This window comes from Pseudomonas sp. IT-P2 (assembly GCF_949767575.1).
GTDB classification, from domain to species: Bacteria; Pseudomonadota; Gammaproteobacteria; order Pseudomonadales; family Pseudomonadaceae; genus Aquipseudomonas; species Aquipseudomonas pharyngis.
The window spans coordinates 15,101-31,539 of the sequence record NZ_CATKQA010000014.1 but is presented as its reverse complement, the minus strand read 5'-3'; the positions used below and the strand labels follow the sequence as shown (position 1 = coordinate 31,539).

Here is a 16,439-nt window from a genome sequence, read left to right as displayed (position 1 = left end):
TGGTTACTTGAAAGTCTAGTAACCGTTTTCCGGCAGGCTGGCGATGATCGAGCGGTAGCTGTTCATTCGCTGCTGCTGCACGCGGCCGTCTTCCAAGGCCTTGAGGAGTGCACAACCGGGTTCGCGATCGTGCTTGCAGTCGCGGAAGCGGCAGGTGCCGAGCAGATCGTTGAACTCGATGAAGCCGGCTTCGACGTCGGCGCGGCTGACGTGGCCGAGGCCGAATTCACGGATGCCCGGGGAGTCGATCAGTTCACCGCCGCCGGGGAAGTGGAACAGGCGTGCGGTGGTCGTGGTGTGGGTGCCCTGACCCGACAGCTCGGACAGCGGGCCGACGCGGGTTTCGACTTCCGGCAGCAGACTGTTGACCAAGGATGACTTGCCGACACCGGATTGACCGACGAACACGCTGATGCGCCCGTCGAGCTGCTTCTGCAATTGCTCCATACCGTTGCCGTGGTGCGCCGAGACTTCCAGCACCGGATAACCCAGTGTGCGGTAGACCGCCAGCAGCGCATTCAGCGCCGGGGCGTTCTGCTCGTCGATCAGGTCGAATTTGTTCAGCAGCAGCAACGGGCGGATGCCGGCATGTTCGGCGGCGACCAGATAACGGTCGATCAGGTTGGCATGAGGTTCGGGCAGCGGGGCGAAGACGATGACGATCATGTCGACGTTGGCGGCCACCGGCTTGAGCTGGCCACGACTGTCCGGACGGCACAGCTCGGTGGTGCGCGGCAGTTGCGCGACGATCACGCCGATGCCCTGGTTGCCGGCGCGCCATACTACCCGGTCGCCGGTGACCAGCGCCGGCAGGTTGGCCCGCAGATGGCAGCGGAAGACCTGGCCGGCCAGCTCACCGTCAACGGCCTCGACCTCGACCTGCACACCGAAGTGGGCGATCACCAGGCCGTGCTGTTCCGGGCCGAGGTCGCCGCCTTCGAGCGCCTCGACAGCCGAGGACTCGCGTTTGGCGGCGCGGGCGGCGCGCTCGCCCTGAATCTTTTCGATGCGCCAGTTTTGACGACGATTGAGTTGGCGTTTGGCCATGGGTGTTCCGTCTGAAGAATGCAGCGATTAGGTAAAACGGCCGCGAGTTTAGCACGCCCGGCAGGCTGCCTAGGCTAAACTGCGCAGCATTGCTCAGGAGCCGAAATATGCAAAACCCGCAGAATCTGATCTGGATCGACCTGGAAATGACCGGTCTGGATCCGGAAAACGACGTCATCATCGAAATGGCCACCATCGTCACCGACAGTGACTTGAACACCCTGGCCGAAGGCCCGGTGATCGCCATCCACCACAGCGACGAAGTCCTCGCTCGCATGGATGAGTGGAACACCCGCACCCACGGCAACTCCGGCCTGACCCAGCGCGTACGTGAAAGCCGCGTGAGCATGGCCGAGGCCGAGGCCGAGACCATTGCCTTCCTGGAAAAGTGGGTGCCGAAGGGCAAGTCGCCGATCTGTGGCAACAGCATCTGCCAGGATCGTCGCTTCCTTTATACCCACATGAAGTCGCTGGAAAGCTACTTCCACTACCGCAACCTCGACGTGTCCACGCTCAAGGAACTGGCCGCGCGCTGGGCGCCGGACGTGCGTGACAGCTTCAAGAAGGGCAGCACTCACCTGGCGCTGGACGACATCCGCGAATCCATCGCCGAGCTGCAGCACTACCGCAAGCATTTCATCAAGTTCTGAGATCGGCACCCACGCCGGGGCGCCCTCTTTTGGTGCCTCGGTGAAGTGAGTAGACTGCGCGCCTTCCTGCCAGGATCGCCACCATGTTGCTGATGCTCTACCTCGTCGCCATTACTGCCGAAGCCATGACCGGCGCCCTGTCTGCGGGCCGTCGCGGCATGGACTGGTTCGGCGTGGTGCTGATCGCCTGCGTCACCGCATTGGGCGGCGGTTCGGTGCGCGACGTGCTGCTCGGGCATTACCCGCTGACCTGGGTCAAACATCCGGAATATCTGGTACTGACGACGATTGCGGCGATGATCACCGTGTTTACCGCACGCTGGATGCGTCACCTGCGCTCGCTGTTTCTGGTGCTCGACGCGGTCGGTCTGGTGGCATTCACCCTGATCGGCTGCATGACCGCCCTGGAAATGGGCCACGGCATGCTGGTGGCTTCGGTCAGCGGTGTGATCACGGGTGTGTTCGGCGGCATCCTGCGCGATATCTTCTGCAACGACATCCCGCTGATCTTCCGCCGCGAACTCTACGCCAGTGTCTCGTTCGCTGCTGCGTGGTGCTACATGCTCTGTCTGTTCCTCAACGTGCCGAGCGAGCAGGCGATTCTGATCACGTTGTTCGGTGGCTTTCTACTGCGGCTGTTGGCGATTCGCTTCCATTGGGAAATGCCGAAGTTCGTCTATAACGACGCGCCTTGACGGTCGGCGTGCTGTTTCAGCGCCCACTCCACATGTTCTCGCACCAGCTCTGACGGGTATTCGCGCCGTGCCTTGAGCGCTTCCAGCACTGGAATGCTCGATGGCGCATTACCCAGCCCCACCGCCAGATTGCGCAGCCAGCGCTCGTAACCGGCCCGACGCAGCGGCGAACCCTCGGTGCTGCTGAGGAATTTGTCTTCATCCCACATAAACAGTTCGGCCAGTTCTGCGTTGTCCAGATTGTGCCGTGGCTTGAAATCGCTTTCGCCGGACGGGCGGGCGAAGCGGTTCCACGGGCAGCAGATCTGGCAATCGTCGCAGCCGAACACACGGTTACCGATCAGCGGTCGCAGGTCTTCGGGGATGGCGTTCTTCAGTTCGATGGTCAGGTAGGAAATGCAGCGTCGCGCGTCCAGCACGTACGGGCCTACGAAAGCGTTGGTCGGGCAGATGTCGAGGCATGCGGTGCATCGGCCGCAATGTTCGGTGCTATGCGGTTCATCCACCGGCAACGGCAGATCGACGAACAGTTCAGCGAGAAAGAAATAACTGCCGGCCTTGCGATTGAGCACCAGAGTGTTTTTGCCGATCCAGCCCAGCCCGGCCTGCTCGGCGATGGCTTTTTCCAGCACCGGGGCGCTGTCGACGAAGGCTCGGAAACCGAACGGGCCGATTTCGGACTGAATCCTGTCCGCCAGTTGTTGAACGCGTTTACGGATCAACTTGTGATAATCGCGGCCCAAGGCGTAACGCGAGATGTAGGCTTTTTCCGGTTTGCCCAGCAATTGCGCCATTTGTGTGTCGCCCGGCAGGTAGTCCATGCGCAGCGACACCACACGCAGGGTGCCCGGCACCAGTTCTTCGGGGTGCGAGCGTTTGCTGCCGTGGGCGCCCATGTACTCCATTTCGCCGTGGTAGCCGGCCTCGAGCCAGCGTTGCAGGTGCTGTTCATGCTCGGCCAGGTCCAGACCGCTGATGCCGACTTGCTGGAAGCCCAACTCGCGGCCCCAGTCCTTGATGGATTGGGCGAGGGCGGGAAGATCGGTGGTGATGGCGGACATGAGGCGAGAGAAACCGGAGCTGAGGTGCGTATAATTCTGCCAGACATCGGAGCCCGAAGACGCATGCCGCACACTAAAGATCAATTACCCGACGTGCTGTACCGTGCCGCGCAAGTGCGCGAACTCGATGCACGGCTGATCGCCGCCGGCACGCCGGGCTTCGAATTGATGCAGCGTGCCGCCCATGCCACGTGGCGCGCGCTGGTGCGCCAATGGCCGGCCGCGAATGAAATGACGGTGCTGGCCGGACACGGCAACAACGCCGGCGATGGTTATCTGGTGGCGGCGCTGGCCCATCGGGCGGGTTGGCAGGTTCAGGTGCTGGCTGTCGGTGAGCCGCAGCGTTTGAAGGGCGATGCCGCTGTGGCGCACGCCGAAGCTGTGGCCGAGGGTGTATCGATTGCCCCATGGGATCTGTCCTGTGAGTTGCGCGGCATCGTCGTTGACGCGTTGCTCGGCACCGGCCTGAGCGGCGAGGTGCGTGAGCCTTATGCCGCTGCGATTGCGTCGATCAATGCCAGCGGGCTGCCAGTGGTGGCGGTCGATATCCCTTCCGGATTATGCGCCGACACCGGCCATGCGCTGGGTGAAGCGGTGCACGCCGACCTCACCGTGACTTTTATCGGGCTGAAACTCGGGCTGTTCACGGGCGAGGCGGTGGATCATGTCGGCGAACTGCTGTTTAACGACCTGCAGGTCACGGCCGAAAATTTCAGTGACATTTCTGCCGTCGCTCAACGGCTCAACGCGATTAACCTGCCGCGTCCGGCTGCCCGTGCGCCGGCTGCCCACAAGGGGCGTTTCGGCCATGTGCTGCTGATCGGCGGCGATCACGGCTTTGGCGGGGCGATCCTGCTGAGCACCGAAAGCGCGTTGCGCAGTGGTGCCGGGATGGTCTCGGTCGCGACTCGCCCGGAACATGTGCCGGCGGCGCTGAGCCGGGTACCGGAAGCCATGGCGCTGGGCACTTCTTCGGCCAATCAACTGATGGGGCTGCTGGACAAGGTGTCCGTGCTGGTGGTCGGGCCGGGGCTTGGGCAGGCCAGTTGGGGGCGAGCGCTGTTGTCGGCCGCTGCCAATGCAGCGCTGCCTCAAGTATGGGACGCGGATGCGCTGAACCTGCTGGCCTCGGATTTTGTCAGTTTGCCCAGGGATTGCGTGATCACGCCGCATCCGGGGGAAGCGGCGCGTTTATTGGGGATCAGTACCGCCGAAGTGCAGGCTGATCGTCCGGCGGCCACGCTGGCGTTGAGCAAAAAATATACAGCGGTGGTGGTGCTCAAAGGCGCGGGCAGTCTGATCGCTCATCCCGATGGTCGTCTGGCGCTGTGTCATCAAGGCCATCCGGCGATGGCCACTGCCGGGCTCGGCGATGTGCTGGCGGGCCTGATCGGCGCACTGCTGGCCCAGGGCATGGACGGTTTTGACGCCGCGAGTCTGGCAGTCTGGCTGCACGCCAACGCCGGTCTGCAACAAGGTAAATTCGGCCGTGGGCTGGCGGCCAGTGATCTGATTCCAGCCATTCGTCAGTTGTTGGAGGAGCATGCACCGTGTCTGAAGTAACCCTGTACCTGGCCGATGAACAGGCCATGAGCGACTTTGGCGCACGCATCGCCCGTATCACCCAGGGCCATGGCCTGATCTTTCTCGAAGGCAATCTCGGGATGGGCAAAACCACGCTGTCGCGGGGCATCATTCGCGGTCTGGGGCACGTGGGGGCGGTGAAAAGTCCGACCTTCACCCTGGTCGAGCCCTACGAGATCGGTGACGTCCGGGCGTTTCACTTCGACCTGTATCGTCTGGTCGATCCGGAGGAACTGGAGTTTCTCGGCATCCGCGACTATTTCGAAGACGACGCCCTGTGCCTGATCGAATGGCCCGATAAAGGTGCAGGCTTTTTGCCAAAGCCTGACCTGACCATTACCATTAGCCCGCAAGACAGCGGACGTTCGCTGACCATTTTATCCCAGGGCTCGCGCGGCGAGGCCTGGTGTGCCGCTTTGGCATTGGAAACCAATTGAATGATGGGGTTAGGTATGCGCTTTCGCGCGTTGGTGGCTGCCGTTGGACTGATGTTGATGGCAGTAACCGTCAACGCTGTGGCCGAGACGAAGGTCAACAGCGTGCGCCTGTGGCGGGCGCCGGACAACACGCGACTGGTGTTCGACCTGACAGGCCCGGTGCAGCACAGCGTCTTCACGCTGACCGCGCCGGATCGTCTGGTGATCGACATCAACGGCGCCACCCTCGGCGCGCCGCTGAATGTGCAGACCGCCAACACGCCGATCACTGCGATGCGTTCGGCCCAGCGCACGCCGACCGACCTGCGGGTGGTCATCGACCTGAAAAAAGCGGTCACTCCGAAAAGCTTCTCGCTGGCGCCGAACGCCCAGTATGGCAACCGTCTGGTGGTCGACCTGTTCGACAACCCGGCTGACGCCGCACCGCCGCCTGCACCTGCGCCGTCGGTCGCGACCGTTCCTGCAGTGCCTGTCACGCCGGCGGAACCTGCGATCAAGCTGCCACCGGCCCCGGCCGGCAAGCGCGACATCATTGTGGTGATCGATGCCGGTCACGGTGGCGAAGACCCTGGAGCGTCGGGTTCGCGCGGCCAGCGTGAGAAGGACGTGGTGTTGCAGATCGCCCGTGAGCTGCAGCGTCAGGTCAACGGCATGAAAGGCTTCCGCGCCGAACTCACCCGTACCGGCGACTACTTCATCCCGTTGCGCGGTCGTACCGAGATTGCCCGCAAGAAGGGCGCCGACCTGTTCGTCTCGATCCACGCCGACGCTGCGCCGTCTGCGGCCGCGTTCGGTGCGTCGGTGTTTGCCCTGTCTGATCGTGGAGCCACCTCGGAAACCGCCCGTTGGCTGGCCGACAGCGAAAACCGTTCCGACCTGATCGGCGGTGCCGGCAACGTCAGCCTCGACGACAAGGACCGGATGCTGGCCGGCGTTCTGCTCGACCTGTCGATGACCGCCTCGCTGACCTCCAGCCTCAACGTCGGCCAGAAGGTCCTGACCAACATTGGCCGGGTCACCCCGCTGCACAAGCAGCGCGTGGAACAGGCCGGATTCATGGTGCTGAAATCGCCGGACATCCCGTCGATCCTGGTGGAAACCGGCTTCATCTCCAACGCCAACGAAGCGAGCAAACTCTCGGCAGCGAGCCACCAGCAGGCGCTGGCGCGCTCGATCAGCAGCGGCGTGCGCCAGTTCTTCCAGCAGAATCCGCCACCGGGCACTTACATCGCCTGGCTGCGTGATTCGGGCAAGATCGCTCAGGGACCGCGTGATCACCGGGTAGGTCCGGGTGAGACCGTGGCGATGATTGCCGTGCGTTATCAGATTTCGCCGGCCACACTGCGTAGTGCCAACAATCTGAAAAGCGATGATCTGAAAGTCGGTCAGCACCTGACCATTCCCGGCACCGAACTGGCGTCCAAAGAATGAACCAGGTCCTGAACGCTGCCCGCATTGAACTGCTCAGCCCGCGGCTGGCGAACCAGATCGCCGCCGGTGAGGTAGTCGAACGCCCGGCCTCGGTGATCAAGGAGCTGCTGGAAAACAGCCTCGACTCCGGCGCCAAGCGTATCGACGTCGATGTCGAGCAGGGCGGCGTCAAACTGCTGCGAGTGCGTGACGACGGCAGCGGCATTTCCGCTGATGACCTGCCGCTGGCCCTGGCCCGTCACGCCACCAGCAAGATCCGTAACCTGGAAGACCTCGAACAGGTGATGAGCCTGGGTTTCCGGGGCGAGGCTTTGGCTTCGATCAGCTCCGTGGCGCGTCTGACCCTGACCTCGCGTACCCGCGACGCCGATCAGGCCTGGCAGGTCGAGACCGAAGGCCGCGACATGGCGCCTCGCGTGCAGCCAGCGGCGCACCCGGTCGGCACGTCGGTGGAAGTCCGTGACCTGTTCTTCAACACCCCGGCACGCCGCAAATTCCTCAAGACTGAAAAAACCGAATTCGATCACCTGCAGGAAGTGATCAAGCGTCTGGCGCTGGCGCGTTTCGACGTGGCGTTCCATCTGCGCCACAACGGCAAGACCATCCTCAGCCTGCACGAAGCTCACGATGACGCGGCCCGCGCCCGGCGTGTAGCGGCGATCTGCGGTTCGGGCTTCCTCGAGCAGGCGTTGCCGATCGAGATCGAACGCAATGGCCTGCATTTGTGGGGCTGGGTCGGTCTGCCGACCTTCAACCGCAGTCAGGCGGACTTGCAGTATTTCTTCGTCAATGGCCGTGCGGTGCGCGACAAGCTGGTGGCCCACGCGGTGCGTCAGGCTTATCGCGATGTGCTGTTCAACGGCCGGCATCCGACGTTCGCACTGTTTTTCGAGGTTGATCCGGCAGCGGTCGACGTCAACGTGCACCCGACCAAGCACGAGGTGCGCTTCCGTGACGGGCGCATGGTGCATGACTTCCTGTATGGCACCTTGCACCGGGCCCTCGGTGATGTGCGCCCGGAAGATCAGCTTGCTGGTTCGGTGACCACCGCGATCGTCCGGCCAACTGGCCTCGAAGCCGGTGAATTCGGACCGCAGGGCGAAATGCGTCTGGCGGCCAACGCGTTGCTGGAGCAGCCGCAGGCGCAACCGGCGTTCAATACCTCGTCGGGCGCCAGTGCGGGCGGCGCTTATCAGTATCAATACACGCCGCGTCCGCAATCGACCGTGCCGGTTGCCGAGGCCCAGGCCGCGTACCGCGAGTTTTTTGCGCCGCTGCCTGAAGCGAATGCCAACGCGCTGCCGGCCGGTCAGGAAGACATCCCGCCGCTGGGTTATGCGCTGGCGCAGCTCAAGGGCATCTATATTCTTTCCGAGAACGCCCAGGGCCTGGTTTTGGTGGACATGCACGCCGCTCACGAGCGGATCATGTACGAGCGTCTGAAGATCGCCATGGCCAGCGAAGGCCTGAGCGGCCAGCCGCTGCTGGTGCCGGAATCGCTGGCGGTCAGTCAGCGCGAGGCCGATTGCGCCGAAGAACATGCGGCATGGTTCCAGCGCCTCGGTTTTGAATTGCAGCGCCTTGGCCCGGAAACCCTGGCCATCCGGCAGATCCCGGCCCTGCTCAAACAGGCCGAAGCCAACCGACTGGTGGGCGATGTGCTGTCGGACTTGATGGAATACGGCACCAGCGACCGGATTCAGGCGCATCTGAATGAACTGCTCGGCACCATGGCCTGCCACGGCGCGATCCGCGCCAACCGCCGCCTGGCCTTGCCGGAAATGAACGGCCTGCTGCGCGACATGGAAAATACCGAGCGCAGCGGTCAGTGCAACCATGGCCGACCGACCTGGACCCAGTTGGGCCTGGACGATCTGGACAAACTGTTCCTGCGCGGTCGTTGATGAGCCAGCTTCCTCCAGCGATTTTCCTGATGGGCCCGACCGCTGCGGGCAAGACCGACCTGGCCATCGAGCTGACCAAGGTGCTGCCGTGCGAGCTGATCAGCGTCGATTCGGCGCTGGTCTATCGCGGCATGGACATCGGCACCGCCAAGCCTTCCAAAGAACTGCTGGCCGAATTCCCTCATCGACTGATCGACATTCTCGATCCGGCCGAAGCCTATTCGGCAGCGGATTTCCGTCGTGATGCGCTGGAGGCCATGGCCGAGATCACCGCACGTGGAAAAATTCCGCTGCTGGTGGGCGGCACGATGCTCTATTACAAGGCTTTGATCGAAGGTCTGGCGGACATGCCGGCGGCCGATCCCGAGGTTCGCGCGCAGATTGAAGAAGAGGCTGCACGCCTTGGCTGGCAAGCCCTGCACGAGCAACTGGCGGTCATCGATCCCGAGTCGGCGGCACGCATCCATCCGAACGATCCACAACGACTGAGTCGTGCGCTGGAAGTTTACCGGGTCAGCGGTCAGAGCATGACTTCGCTGCGCCTGCAACAATCTGCGCAAAGTGCTGAAGCGGCCGCATCGGGACTGCAACAATTGCCCTATACTGTCGCGAACCTGGCGATTGCACCAACTAATCGCCAGGTACTGCACGAGCGCATTAAACAAAGATTCACAAGTATGCTGGAACAGGGATTCATCGACGAGGTCGTAGCCCTGCGTAATAGAAGTGACCTGCATGCCGGGTTGCCGTCTATACGTGCGGTAGGCTACCGCCAGGTCTGGGACTTCCTGGATGGCAAGCTGACGTCGGCCGAGATGCAGGAGCGGGGCATCATCGCCACGCGCCAATTGGCCAAACGCCAGTTCACCTGGCTGCGCAGCTGGAAAGATTTACACTGGCTCGACAGTCTGGATTGCGACAATCTGCCACGCGCCTTGAAATACCTTGGGACGATCTCCATATTGAGCTGAGTCCTTGCAATTGCCGTCTATCCTTGGGGGTGTGGCGGCAAAAGCCATCTGTTTACCTATTTTTTATATTGAATCCTTAAAGGAGTGCGGCACATGTCAAAAGGGCATTCGCTACAAGACCCTTACTTGAATACTTTACGTAAAGAGAAAGTGGGGGTTTCCATCTACCTGGTGAACGGGATCAAACTGCAAGGCACGATCGAGTCGTTCGACCAGTTCGTTATCCTGCTGAAGAACACCGTCAGCCAGATGGTTTACAAACACGCTATCTCTACAGTCGTGCCGGTTCGTCCAATTCGTCTGCCAAGCGCAACCGAATCCGAAGCAGGTGACGCTGAGCCAGGTAACGCCTGATAGGAGTCTCCTTTGTTCTTTGAGCGCCACGGTGGTGGTGAACGAGTCATCCTCGTTCACTTGGATGGACAGGACCCTGAGGCGCGCGAAGATCCGCAGGAGTTTCAGGAACTGGCAAATTCGGCTGGCGCCGAGACCGTTGCGTTTTTTAACGTGCCGCGTCATCGGCCAACCGCCAAATACCTGATTGGCAGCGGCAAGGTCGAGGAACTGCGCGACCTGGTTCACGCCGAAGAAGCCGATCTGGTGATCTTCAATCACGTCCTCACGCCCAGTCAGGAACGTAACCTCGAACGTGTTTTCGAGTGTCGCGTGATCGACCGTACCGGTCTGATTCTCGATATTTTCGCCCAACGCGCCCGTACCCATGAGGGCAAGCTCCAGGTAGAGCTGGCCCAGCTTGACCACATGAGCACCCGGCTGGTCCGCGGTTGGACTCACCTTGAGCGTCAGGGTGGCGGTATCGGCATGCGCGGCCCGGGTGAAACCCAGCTCGAAACCGACCGGCGACTGCTGCGGGTACGCCTGCGCCAGATCAAGGGCCGACTGGAAAAAGTGCGCAGCCAGCGCGAACAGTCGCGTCGCGGCCGCTCGCGTGCGGATATCCCTACCGTGTCTCTGGTGGGATATACCAACGCCGGTAAATCCACGCTGTTCAATAACGTGACCAAGTCCGACGTGTACGCTGCTGACCAGCTGTTCGCCACGCTCGACCCGACCCTGCGCCGTCTGGATCTGGACGACCTGGGGCCGATTGTCCTGGCCGACACCGTGGGTTTCATTCGCCACTTGCCGCACAAACTGGTCGAGGCATTTCGGTCTACGCTCGAAGAGTCGAGCAACTCCGACCTGCTGTTGCACGTGATCGATGCGGCCGAACCGGATCGCATGTTGCAGATCGAGCAGGTGATGGTGGTACTGGGCGAGATCGGTGCCCAGGACTTGCCGATCCTCGAGGTCTATAACAAACTCGATTTGCTTGAAGGCGTTGAGCCACAAATCCAGCGCGATGAAAACGGCAAGCCCCAGCGGGTCTGGTTGTCAGCCCGTGATGGCACCGGTCTGGAATTGCTTGAGCAAGCCATTGCCGAATTGCTCGGCAGCGATTTGTTCGTGGGTACCTTGCGTTTGCCTCAGCGGTTTGCGCGTCTGCGTGCACAGTTTTTCGAGTTGGGCGCGGTACAGAAAGAAGAATACGACGAAGAAGGTGTCAGCTTGCTGGCCGTTCGATTGCCACGCTCGGAGCTCAATCGACTGGTCAGTCGTGAAGGCGTTGTGCCGACGGAGTTCATCGAGCAACACACTTTGCAATAAAAGCCTGACAAAGCGGTTGTGCCGCAACGGCAGGCATTCTGTAGCATTGGTCGGCGCGCCGTGGGTGCGTCTTTGCTTTATCAGATGGAGAGCGCTATGGCTTGGAATGAGCCGGGTGGCAACTCGAACAATCAGGATCCTTGGGGTGGCAAGCGTCGCAACAACGGCGACCGCAAGGGGCCGCCGGATCTCGACGAGGCCTTCCGAAAGCTGCAGGAAAGCCTGAACGGGTTGTTCGGTGGTGGAAAAAAACGCGGTGATGACGGTGGTGGCTCGGGCAAGAGCGGCGGCTTCGGCGGCCTGCTCGGCATCGGCCTGGTCGTGCTGGCGGCTGTCTGGCTGTACAGCGCGGTGTACGTTGTGGACGAGCAGGAGCAGGCCGTGGTGCTGCGCTTCGGCAAGTACTACGAGACTGTCGGTCCCGGCCTGAACATCTACTTCCCGCCGATCGACAAGAAGTACATGGAGAACGTCACGCGTGAGCGTGCCTACACCAAGCAGGGCCAGATGCTGACCGAAGACGAGAACATCGTCGAAGTGCCGCTGACCGTGCAGTACAAGATCAGCAACCTGCAGGACTTCGTGCTGAACGTCGACCAGCCGGAAATCAGCCTGCAACATGCGACCGACAGTGCGCTGCGCCATGTGGTGGGTTCCACCGCGATGGACCAGGTGCTGACCGAAGGTCGTGAGCTGATGGCCAGCGAGATCAAGGAGCGTCTGCAACGTTTCCTCGATACCTATCGCACCGGTATCACCGTTACCCAAGTCAACGTACAAAGCGCAGCGGCACCGCGTGAAGTGCAGGAAGCCTTCGATGACGTGATCCGCGCCCGTGAAGACGAGCAGCGTTCGCGCAACCAGGCTGAAACCTACGCCAACGGCGTGGTGCCGGAAGCCCGTGGTCAGGCCCAGCGTATCCTTGAAGATGCCAACGGTTACCGTGACGAAACGGTCTCGCGCGCCAAGGGTGAGGCAGATCGTTTCACCAAACTGGTTGCCGAGTATCGCAAGGCGCCCGAGGTCACTCGCCAGCGTCTGTACCTGGACACCATGCAGGAAGTCTTCAGCAGCACCAGCAAGGTGCTCGTGACCGGCAACAAAAACGGCCAGAGCAACCTGCTTTACCTGCCGCTGGACAAAATGATTCAGAACAGTTCGGGCAGTAATGCACCGGTCACCGGTTCGGCTGCCGCCAGCAACAACACGGACGTCACGCCGCATGTCACTGACGTGCCGCAGTCGCGCACAAGGGAGACCCGCTGATGAGCAATAAATCGCTGATCGCCCTGATCGTTGGCGTTGTTGTGGTATTGGTTGGCTGGAACTGCTTCTACATCGTCGCTCAGACCGAGCGCGCGGTGTTGCTGCAATTCGGTCGCGTGGTTCAGGCTGATGTTCAGCCAGGTCTGCATGTGAAGGTTCCTTACGTTAACCAGGTGCGTAAATTCGACGCACGTCTGATGACGCTGGATGCACCGACACAGCGTTTTCTGACGCTGGAAAAGAAAGCCGTGATGGTCGATGCCTACGCCAAGTGGCGCGTGAAAGATGCCGAGCGCTTCTACACCGCAACGTCCGGCCTCAAGCAGATCGCCGACGAGCGTCTGTCCCGTCGACTGGAATCGGGTCTGCGTGACCAGTTCGGTAAGCGCACCCTGCACGAAGTCGTGTCCGGTGAGCGTGATGCACTGATGGCTGACATCACCGCATCGCTGAACAAGATGGCGGAAAAGGAGTTGGGTATCGAAGTAGTCGATGTCCGGGTCAAGGCCATCGATCTGCCGAAAGAAGTGAACCGCAGCGTGTTCGAACGTATGAGCACCGAGCGTGAGCGTGAAGCTCGCGAGCACCGCGCCAAGGGTAACGAGCTGGCCGAAGGCATCCGTGCCGACGCCGATCGTCAACGCCGTGTGTTGCTGGCTGAAGCCTATCGTGAATCCGAAGAGATTCGCGGTGACGGTGATGCCCAGGCCGCTGCGATCTACTCCAAGGCCTACGGTCAGGATCAGGAGTTCTACGCGTTCTACCGTAGCCTGCGCGCCTACCGTGAAAGCTTCGCGAACAAATCCGACGTCATGGTCCTCGACCCAAGCAGCGACTTCTTCAAGTACCTGGAGAAGGCCAAGCCTTGATACCCCGTTGACCTGAATCATTCCGCCCGGCGGCTAAAACCTCGGGCGGGGTGATCCTTTGGGAAAACGTGTGTATGATGCGGCAGCCGGGAAATTCCCGGCTTTTTTGCGTCTGCACGTTTGATTGCTGTTTTTGTTGCAGAGGATCGGGTTGAATGGCCCGACAGTTTTTCGAGGAAAGTGATGGGCGAAGCCGGTAACAGGCCTTTCGCCGCGTCGTCCATGCGCGTGCGTTTTGAACGTACCGGTCATTTTCTGCTTCACTCAAGGCTCGCCCTCGGGCTGGCCGCCCGGATCTAAGGGGAATGGCGTAATGGCAACGGTAGACCGCTGGCTGCTGCCAGATGGCATCGAAGAAGTACTGCCACCGGAAGCGGCGCGCATTGAAGTCGCGCGTCGTCAGGTGTTGGATCTGTTCCAGAGCTGGGGTTACGAGTTTGTCGTGACTCCCCATATCGAGTACCTGGAATCCCTGCTGACCGGCGCGGGCCAGGACCTGGATCTGCGTACCTTCAAGGTCATCGACCCGCAATCGGGCCGGCAGATGGGGTTCCGTGCCGACATCACGCCGCAAGTGGCGCGCATCGATGCGCACACCCTGCGTCGCGAAGGCCCGAGCCGTCTGTGCTACGCCGGCAGCGTGCTGCATGCCCAGCCGCGTGCCTTGTCGTCCTCGCGCAGCCCGATCCAACTGGGCGCCGAGTTGTACGGCGATGCCAGCCCGAGCAGCGACGTCGAAGTCATCAGCCTGATGCTGGCCATGTTGCAACTGGCCGATGTGCCGGACGTGCACATGGACCTCGGGCATGTCGGCATCTATCGCGGTCTGGCCCAGGCGGCTGGCCTGTCGGGTGAAGTCGAGCAGCAGTTGTTCGATGCGTTGCAACGCAAGGCCATCGACGAGGTCATTACCCTGACCGAAGGCCTGCCGGCCGATCTGTCCGGCATGCTGCGTGCGCTGGTCGACCTGTGCGGCGGCCGTGAGGTGCTGAGCGCTGCCCGCGAGCGTCTGGCCAATGCGCCGGCACCGGTACTGGCGGCGCTGGAAGATTTGCTGGCAATCGCCGAGCGTCTGTCGGTGCGCTTCCCGGAGCTCCCGCTGTACTTCGACCTCGGCGAGCTGCGCGGTTATCACTACCACACCGGTGTGGTGTTCGCGGTGTTCGTGCCAGGTGTTGGCCAGTCCATCGCCCAGGGCGGTCGCTACGACGACATCGGCGCCGACTTCGGTCGCGCCCGTCCGGCTACGGGCTTCTCCACCGATTTGAAAACCCTGGTGACCCTGGGGCGTGCTGAGATCGAGCTACCGTCTGGCGGTATCTGGATGCCTGACAGTACGGATGCGGCACTCTGGCAGCAGGTTTGCCAGTTGCGCAGTGAGGGTCAGCGTGTCGTTCAGGCGTTGCCTGGACAACCTTTGGCCGCCGCCCGTGATGCGGACTGCGACCGGCAATTGATCCAGCAGAACGGGCTTTGGCAAGTATCGCCACTGGCTTCTTGAGTTTTCCTGCCGGCTGACGCCGGCACCAAGTTTGCGCGAATGAGGACAAGTGTTATGGGTAAGAATGTCGTAGTCCTGGGCACCCAATGGGGTGATGAGGGCAAAGGCAAGATCGTTGATCTGCTGACCGAACATGCTGCCGCCGTAGTGCGCTACCAGGGTGGCCACAACGCCGGTCACACTCTGGTGATCGACGGTGAAAAAACCGTCTTGCACCTGATCCCGTCGGGCGTGCTGCGCGAAGGCGTGCAGTGCCTGATCGGCAACGGCGTGGTGGTTGCACCTGACGCCCTGCTGCGCGAGATCACCAAACTGGAAGAGAAGGGCGTACCGGTGCGCGAGCGTCTGCGCATCAGCCCTTCCTGCCCGCTGATCCTGTCCTTCCACGTGGCGCTGGACCAGGCCCGTGAAAAGGCCCGCGGCGAGCTGAAGATCGGTACGACCGGTCGCGGCATCGGCCCGGCTTACGAAGACAAGGTTGCACGTCGCGGTCTGCGTGTCGGCGACCTGCTCAACATGCCGCGCTTTGAAGACAAGCTGCGTGAGCTGGTGGACTACCACAACTTCATGCTGGTCGGTTACTACAAAGAGGCTGCCATCGAGTACGAAAAGACTCTGGCCGAGTGCAAGGAATACGCCGAGCTGCTCAAGCCGCTGATGCTGGACGTGACTGCCGAGCTGCACGACCTGCGTCGCGCCGGCAAAGACATCATGTTCGAAGGCGCCCAGGGTTCGTTGCTCGACATCGACCACGGCACCTACCCGTACGTGACCAGCTCCAACACCACCGCGGGTGGCGTGGCGACCGGTTCGGGCGTTGGTCCGATGTTCCTGGACTACATCCTGGGCATCACCAAGGCTTACACCACTCGCGTAGGTTCGGGCCCATTCCCGACCGAGCTGTTCGACGAAGTCGGTGCGCACCTGGCCAAACAAGGTCACGAGTTCGGCGCTACCACCGGCCGTGCCCGTCGTTGCGGCTGGTTTGACGCCGTTATCCTGCGTCGCGCTATCGATGTGAACAGCATCTCGGGCATCTGCCTGACCAAGCTGGACGTACTCGACGGTCTGGAAACCATCAACATCTGCACCGGCTACAAGGATGCACAAGGCAACGCCGTTGCTCCGACTGACGCTGACAGCTACGTGGGCCTGCAGCCTGTGTACGAAGAAGTGCCAGGCTGGAGCGAGTCGACCGTGGGTGCCAAGACCCTGGAGGAGCTGCCGGCTAACGCTCGTGCCTACATCAAACGCGTTGAAGAGTTGATCGGCGCGCCGATCGACATTATTTCGACGGGGCCGGACCGAAACGAAACTATCGTTCTGCGTCATCCGTTCGCTTGATAAGTCGTTGA

The 16,439-nt window shown here is 61.6% G+C and carries 15 protein-coding genes; 13 read left to right on the top strand and 2 right to left on the bottom strand.

Going from position 1 to position 16,439, the window contains the following annotated elements:
* Nucleotides 1-15 precede the first annotated feature (15 nt).
* Nucleotides 16-1,047, bottom strand: a complete 1,032-nt coding sequence (gene rsgA / locus ACM6JM_RS12535; RefSeq protein ID WP_039766628.1) for a small ribosomal subunit biogenesis GTPase RsgA — start codon at nt 1,045-1,047, stop codon at nt 16-18.
* A gap of 107 nt (nt 1,048-1,154) precedes the next feature.
* Between rsgA and orn the strand changes: the two genes are divergently transcribed.
* The gene (gene orn / locus ACM6JM_RS12530; RefSeq protein ID WP_065258764.1) at nt 1,155-1,697 is read left to right on the top strand and encodes an oligoribonuclease; all 543 of its coding nucleotides are present in this window, start codon (nt 1,155-1,157) and stop codon (nt 1,695-1,697) included.
* A gap of 83 nt (nt 1,698-1,780) precedes the next feature.
* Nucleotides 1,781-2,392 carry a trimeric intracellular cation channel family protein gene (locus tag ACM6JM_RS12525; RefSeq protein WP_039766632.1) on the top strand — a complete coding sequence of 204 codons (612 nt, stop codon included), beginning with the start codon at nt 1,781-1,783 and terminating at the stop codon, nt 2,390-2,392.
* Here the strand turns inward: ACM6JM_RS12525 and queG are convergent.
* On the bottom strand, nt 2,374-3,453 hold the full coding sequence (queG, locus tag ACM6JM_RS12520) for a tRNA epoxyqueuosine(34) reductase QueG (RefSeq protein WP_074689629.1): 1,080 nt from the start codon (nt 3,451-3,453) through the stop codon (nt 2,374-2,376). The genes ACM6JM_RS12525 and queG overlap by 19 nt on opposite strands.
* 63 nt (nt 3,454-3,516) lie before the next feature.
* Here queG and ACM6JM_RS12515 point away from each other — a divergent pair, with 63 nt between their 5' ends.
* The 11 genes from ACM6JM_RS12515 (at nt 3,517) to ACM6JM_RS12465 (ending at nt 16,428) form a co-directional block, all read left to right on the top strand.
* Entirely contained in the window at nt 3,517-5,016 is a 1,500-nt protein-coding gene (locus ACM6JM_RS12515; protein ID WP_414881999.1) for an NAD(P)H-hydrate dehydratase, read from the top strand.
* Nucleotides 5,004-5,474, top strand: a complete 471-nt coding sequence (gene tsaE, locus ACM6JM_RS12510) for a tRNA (adenosine(37)-N6)-threonylcarbamoyltransferase complex ATPase subunit type 1 TsaE (protein ID WP_007950729.1) — start codon at nt 5,004-5,006, stop codon at nt 5,472-5,474. The genes ACM6JM_RS12515 and tsaE overlap by 13 nt, the downstream gene beginning before the upstream one ends.
* Nucleotides 5,475-5,525: 51 nt before the next feature.
* The gene (locus ACM6JM_RS12505) at nt 5,526-6,905 is read left to right on the top strand and encodes an N-acetylmuramoyl-L-alanine amidase (RefSeq protein WP_371916417.1); all 1,380 of its coding nucleotides are present in this window, start codon (nt 5,526-5,528) and stop codon (nt 6,903-6,905) included.
* Nucleotides 6,902-8,809, top strand: a complete 1,908-nt coding sequence (mutL, locus tag ACM6JM_RS12500) for a DNA mismatch repair endonuclease MutL (RefSeq protein WP_039766643.1) — start codon at nt 6,902-6,904, stop codon at nt 8,807-8,809. The genes ACM6JM_RS12505 and mutL overlap by 4 nt, the downstream gene beginning before the upstream one ends.
* Nucleotides 8,809-9,780, top strand: a complete 972-nt coding sequence (gene miaA / locus ACM6JM_RS12495) for a tRNA (adenosine(37)-N6)-dimethylallyltransferase MiaA (RefSeq protein WP_085667724.1) — start codon at nt 8,809-8,811, stop codon at nt 9,778-9,780. The genes mutL and miaA overlap by 1 nt, the downstream gene beginning before the upstream one ends.
* A 93-nt stretch (nt 9,781-9,873) precedes the next feature.
* Nucleotides 9,874-10,134, top strand: a complete 261-nt coding sequence (hfq, locus tag ACM6JM_RS12490) for an RNA chaperone Hfq (protein WP_007902656.1) — start codon at nt 9,874-9,876, stop codon at nt 10,132-10,134.
* Between the two features lie 12 nt (nt 10,135-10,146).
* On the top strand, nt 10,147-11,448 hold the full coding sequence (gene hflX, locus ACM6JM_RS12485) for a ribosome rescue GTPase HflX (protein WP_074689634.1): 1,302 nt from the start codon (nt 10,147-10,149) through the stop codon (nt 11,446-11,448).
* Between the two features lie 96 nt (nt 11,449-11,544).
* On the top strand, nt 11,545-12,714 hold the full coding sequence (gene hflK / locus ACM6JM_RS12480; RefSeq protein WP_039766653.1) for an FtsH protease activity modulator HflK: 1,170 nt from the start codon (nt 11,545-11,547) through the stop codon (nt 12,712-12,714).
* On the top strand, nt 12,714-13,583 hold the full coding sequence (gene hflC, locus ACM6JM_RS12475; protein ID WP_414881998.1) for a protease modulator HflC: 870 nt from the start codon (nt 12,714-12,716) through the stop codon (nt 13,581-13,583). Before hflK ends, hflC begins: the two co-directional genes overlap by 1 nt.
* A 313-nt stretch (nt 13,584-13,896) precedes the next feature.
* Nucleotides 13,897-15,084, top strand: a complete 1,188-nt coding sequence (locus tag ACM6JM_RS12470; RefSeq protein WP_011332186.1) for an ATP phosphoribosyltransferase regulatory subunit — start codon at nt 13,897-13,899, stop codon at nt 15,082-15,084.
* Between the two features lie 54 nt (nt 15,085-15,138).
* Nucleotides 15,139-16,428, top strand: a complete 1,290-nt coding sequence (locus ACM6JM_RS12465; protein ID WP_039766659.1) for an adenylosuccinate synthase — start codon at nt 15,139-15,141, stop codon at nt 16,426-16,428.
* The last annotated feature ends 11 nt before the right edge of the window (nt 16,429-16,439 follow it).

What these genes read in the sequence shown, in the direction of transcription:
- hflK (WP_039766653.1), top strand. Translation starts at nt 11,545, where the DNA reads ATGGCTTGGAATGAGCCGGGTGGCAACTCGAACAATCAGGATCCTTGG.
- orn (WP_065258764.1), top strand. Translation starts at nt 1,155, where the DNA reads ATGCAAAACCCGCAGAATCTGATCTGGATCGACCTGGAAATGACCGGT.
- queG (WP_074689629.1), bottom strand. Translation starts at nt 3,453, where the DNA reads ATGTCCGCCATCACCACCGATCTTCCCGCCCTCGCCCAATCCATCAAG.
- ACM6JM_RS12525 (WP_039766632.1), top strand. Translation starts at nt 1,781, where the DNA reads ATGTTGCTGATGCTCTACCTCGTCGCCATTACTGCCGAAGCCATGACC.
- mutL (WP_039766643.1), top strand. Translation starts at nt 6,902, where the DNA reads ATGAACCAGGTCCTGAACGCTGCCCGCATTGAACTGCTCAGCCCGCGG.
- ACM6JM_RS12515 (WP_414881999.1), top strand. Translation starts at nt 3,517, where the DNA reads ATGCCGCACACTAAAGATCAATTACCCGACGTGCTGTACCGTGCCGCG.
- rsgA (WP_039766628.1), bottom strand. Translation starts at nt 1,047, where the DNA reads ATGGCCAAACGCCAACTCAATCGTCGTCAAAACTGGCGCATCGAAAAG.
- ACM6JM_RS12465 (WP_039766659.1), top strand. Translation starts at nt 15,139, where the DNA reads ATGGGTAAGAATGTCGTAGTCCTGGGCACCCAATGGGGTGATGAGGGC.
- miaA (WP_085667724.1), top strand. Translation starts at nt 8,809, where the DNA reads ATGAGCCAGCTTCCTCCAGCGATTTTCCTGATGGGCCCGACCGCTGCG.
- ACM6JM_RS12470 (WP_011332186.1), top strand. Translation starts at nt 13,897, where the DNA reads ATGGCAACGGTAGACCGCTGGCTGCTGCCAGATGGCATCGAAGAAGTA.
- hflC (WP_414881998.1), top strand. Translation starts at nt 12,714, where the DNA reads ATGAGCAATAAATCGCTGATCGCCCTGATCGTTGGCGTTGTTGTGGTA.
- ACM6JM_RS12505 (WP_371916417.1), top strand. Translation starts at nt 5,526, where the DNA reads ATGTTGATGGCAGTAACCGTCAACGCTGTGGCCGAGACGAAGGTCAAC.
- hfq (WP_007902656.1), top strand. Translation starts at nt 9,874, where the DNA reads ATGTCAAAAGGGCATTCGCTACAAGACCCTTACTTGAATACTTTACGT.